Annotated in this window: 1 protein-coding gene; it reads left to right on the top strand. The window is 41.7% G+C overall.

The window, feature by feature from the left end; translation table 11 throughout:
* Positions 1–648: 648 nt before the first annotated feature.
* The gene (locus DB42_RS04095; RefSeq protein ID WP_052435970.1) at positions 649–2,613 is read left to right on the top strand and encodes a leucine-rich repeat domain-containing protein; all 1,965 of its coding nucleotides are present in this window, start codon (positions 649–651) and stop codon (positions 2,611–2,613) included.
* The last annotated feature ends 434 nt before the right edge of the window (positions 2,614–3,047 follow it).

Below are 3,047 nucleotides of genomic sequence, written 5' to 3'. Positions count from 1 at the left end.
CCAGCTCACCAGCCTTCCTGCAGAAATCGAACAAATGTCTCAGCTTACCAAGCTTGAATTAGCGGAAAATCCTTTGAAGGATATTGCAGAAAAAATAAGGCAGTGTTTTCAATTGTAGAATGGCTTAAGTACTTTTTAAGCTGGGATGTGATAAAAGAAATAAAAAATTTTAACCATCTTATCTTTAAACAAGTAATCCGCTTTCCTTCCCGCAACTAAGCAAGCTTAAACTAGCCTACACATTTATAATGACAAGGAGCTTCTCTCTTTTTCTGCAGATTGCTAGGCTAGGAGAACAACCTTTCTTGACAGGAAAAAGCTAGGCGTATTGTATTTCATCATTCAATAGAAGAATTATAACATTGCGCCAAAAAGAGCGATTTTTCTCAAATAAGGCAAAGAATCAATCTCATTCTTTTAGCCAAACTAAAATTGCCGCGTTACTGAATCTCCAAAGCCTTGGGCTGTTCCTAAATGCTTGGAAGGTGTCCCCCCTTTCCTTGAATCTATCTGAAAAAAACGAGGTAGATCATTTGTGAGTTGTTTTTCATTGATAAGAGCACGAATTCGTTTGACTTGCTTTTTTAATTTTTATATTGTCTTTAAAAATAAAAATGATAAAAGTTCATCACTGCTCAAGGAAATAAAATGCATCCTATCGCCTCGACATCTATTGAAAGCTTGCCCAATGAATTGCTACTCCCTATCTTAGAGGCTTGCGTAGTTCCTTCCTTATTTAGCGTCTGTAAAAGATGGCATCATCTGCTGGCCTCTGAAGCCATGCCTTCTCTTTATAAAAAAATAGCCCAGCTTCATTTCCCAAGGGGAGATGCCACTACCCAGCAAACTCTTAAGTTAGCTAGAGTTTATCAACTCAATCATGTACCTACCCCTACTGAAAAAGTTTATCTATCTTTTAAACAAGTTTTTACATTAGTTAAATCTATTTCTCCTTTGGAATTTAAAGAGAAAACAGAAGAAAAAAGAGGCTTAACGCTGGCCAATTACTCTTCTTATCTCTTAAATATAAATCGCCTTTTACTTTGGGAAAGACTTCCGGGTGGGAAAAAATACTTGAGCCGAGAAAAAATTAAGCACTTGCCTCTAGAGAAAAAAGGAGAGCTTTTTAGAAATTGGATTGAAGAAAATTGTAAAAACTTAGCTTCGCTAAATTTATCTGGAGCAGGCTTGACTTATTTACCCTCAGAAATAGGCCAATTGCCTCAACTGCAAATGCTTAACTTAAGAGAAAACCAGCTCACCAGCCTTCCTGCAGAAATAGGGCAGCTATCTCAGCTGCAATGGCTTTACTTAAGCAACAACCAGCTCACCACTCTGCCTGCAGAAATCGGGCAGCTGTCTCAACTACTAGTGCTTGACTTAAATCAAAACCAGCTCACCGCTCTGCCTGCAGAAATAGGTCAATTGTCTCAGCTGCAATATCTTTACTTAAATCAAAACCAGCTCACCGCTCTGCCTGCAAAAATAGGTCAATTGTCTCAGCTACGAGACCTTGGCTTAAGTAACAATCAGCTCACCGCTCTGTCTACAGAAACAGGTCAATTGTCTGAGCTGCAAACGCTTGACTTAAGCCGAAACCAGCTCACCGCTCTGCCTGCAGAAATCGGCCAGCTGTCTCAACTACGAGTGCTTTACTTAAATCAAAGCCAGCTCACCAGTCTGCCTACAGAAATTTGTCAGCTACCTCAGCTGACACAGCTTTACTTAAGCCAAAGCCAGCTCACCGCTCTGCCTGCAGAAATCGGCCAGTTGTCTCAACTACGAGCGCTTCACTTAAATCAAAACCAGCTCACCGCTCTGCCTGCAGAAATAGATCTATTGTCTCAGCTGCAAGAGCTTAACTTAAGCCAAAACCAGCTCACCAGCCTGCCTGCAGAAATTTGGCAACTGCCTCAGCTACAATGGCTTCAATTAAGCCAAAACCAGCTCACCGCTCTGCCTGCAGAAATCGGTCAATTGTCTCAGCTGCAATATCTTTACTTAAATCAAAACCAGCTCGCCAGTCTGCCTGCAGAAATCGGGCAGCTGTCTGAGCTCCAAGAGCTTGAATTAAATCAAAACCAGCTCACCGCTCTGCCTACAGAAATCGGGCAATTGTCTCAGCTGCAAGGGCTTTACTTAAATCAAAACCAGCTCACCGCTCTGCCTATAAAAATCGGCCAATTGTCTCAGCTGCTAGGGCTTGATTTAAGCCAGAACCAGCTCACCGCTCTGCCTGCAGAGCTATGGCAGCTATCACAGCTGCGGGGGCTCGGCTTAAACAACAACCAGCTTGCCAATCTTCCTAATGAGATAGGGCATTTATCTCAGCTGCAAACGCTTGAATTAAATCAAAACCAGCTCACCGCTCTGCCTGCAGAAATCGGGCAGCTGTCTGAGCTCCAAGCCCTTGAATTAAATCAAAACCAGCTTGCCGCTCTGCCTACAGAAATTGGGCGGCTGTCTAAGCTGCAAGAGCTTTACTTAAATCAAAACCAGCTCACCGCTCTGCCTATAGAAATTGGGCGGCTGCCTGAGCTTACCAAGCTTGAATTAGCGGAAAATCCTTTGAAAGATATCGCCGAAAAAATAAGGCAGCGTTTTCAATTGTAAAATGGCTTAAGTACTTTTTAAGCTGGGATGTGATAAAAGAAATAAAAAATTTTAACCATCTTATCTTTAAACAAGTAATCCGCTTTCCTTCCCGCAACTAAGCAAGCTTAAACTAGCCTACAGATTTATAACGGCAAGAAGCTTCTCTCTTTTTCTGCAGATTGCTATGGCTGAGAGGACAATTTTTCTTGACGGGAAGAAACTGGTATAGTGTATTCCATCATTCGTTAGAAGAATTAAAACATTGCGCCAAAAGGAGCTGTTTTTCTCAAATAAGGCAAAGAATTAATTTCACTCTTTTGGCCAAACTAAAATTGCCGTGTCACTTAGTCGCAAAAACCTGTGGCTGCTCCTGAATGCTTGGAAGGCCTCTCCTCTTTCCTTGAATCTATCTGAAAAAAAGCGCGGGTAGATTATCTGTGAGTTGTTTTTCA

Origin of the sequence: Neochlamydia sp. EPS4 (assembly GCF_000813665.1) — a bacterium.
In the GTDB taxonomy this organism is placed as follows: domain Bacteria; phylum Chlamydiota; class Chlamydiia; order Chlamydiales; family Parachlamydiaceae; genus Neochlamydia.
Note: the sequence above shows the minus strand (reverse complement) of the source record. Positions and strands in the feature narration are given on the sequence as shown.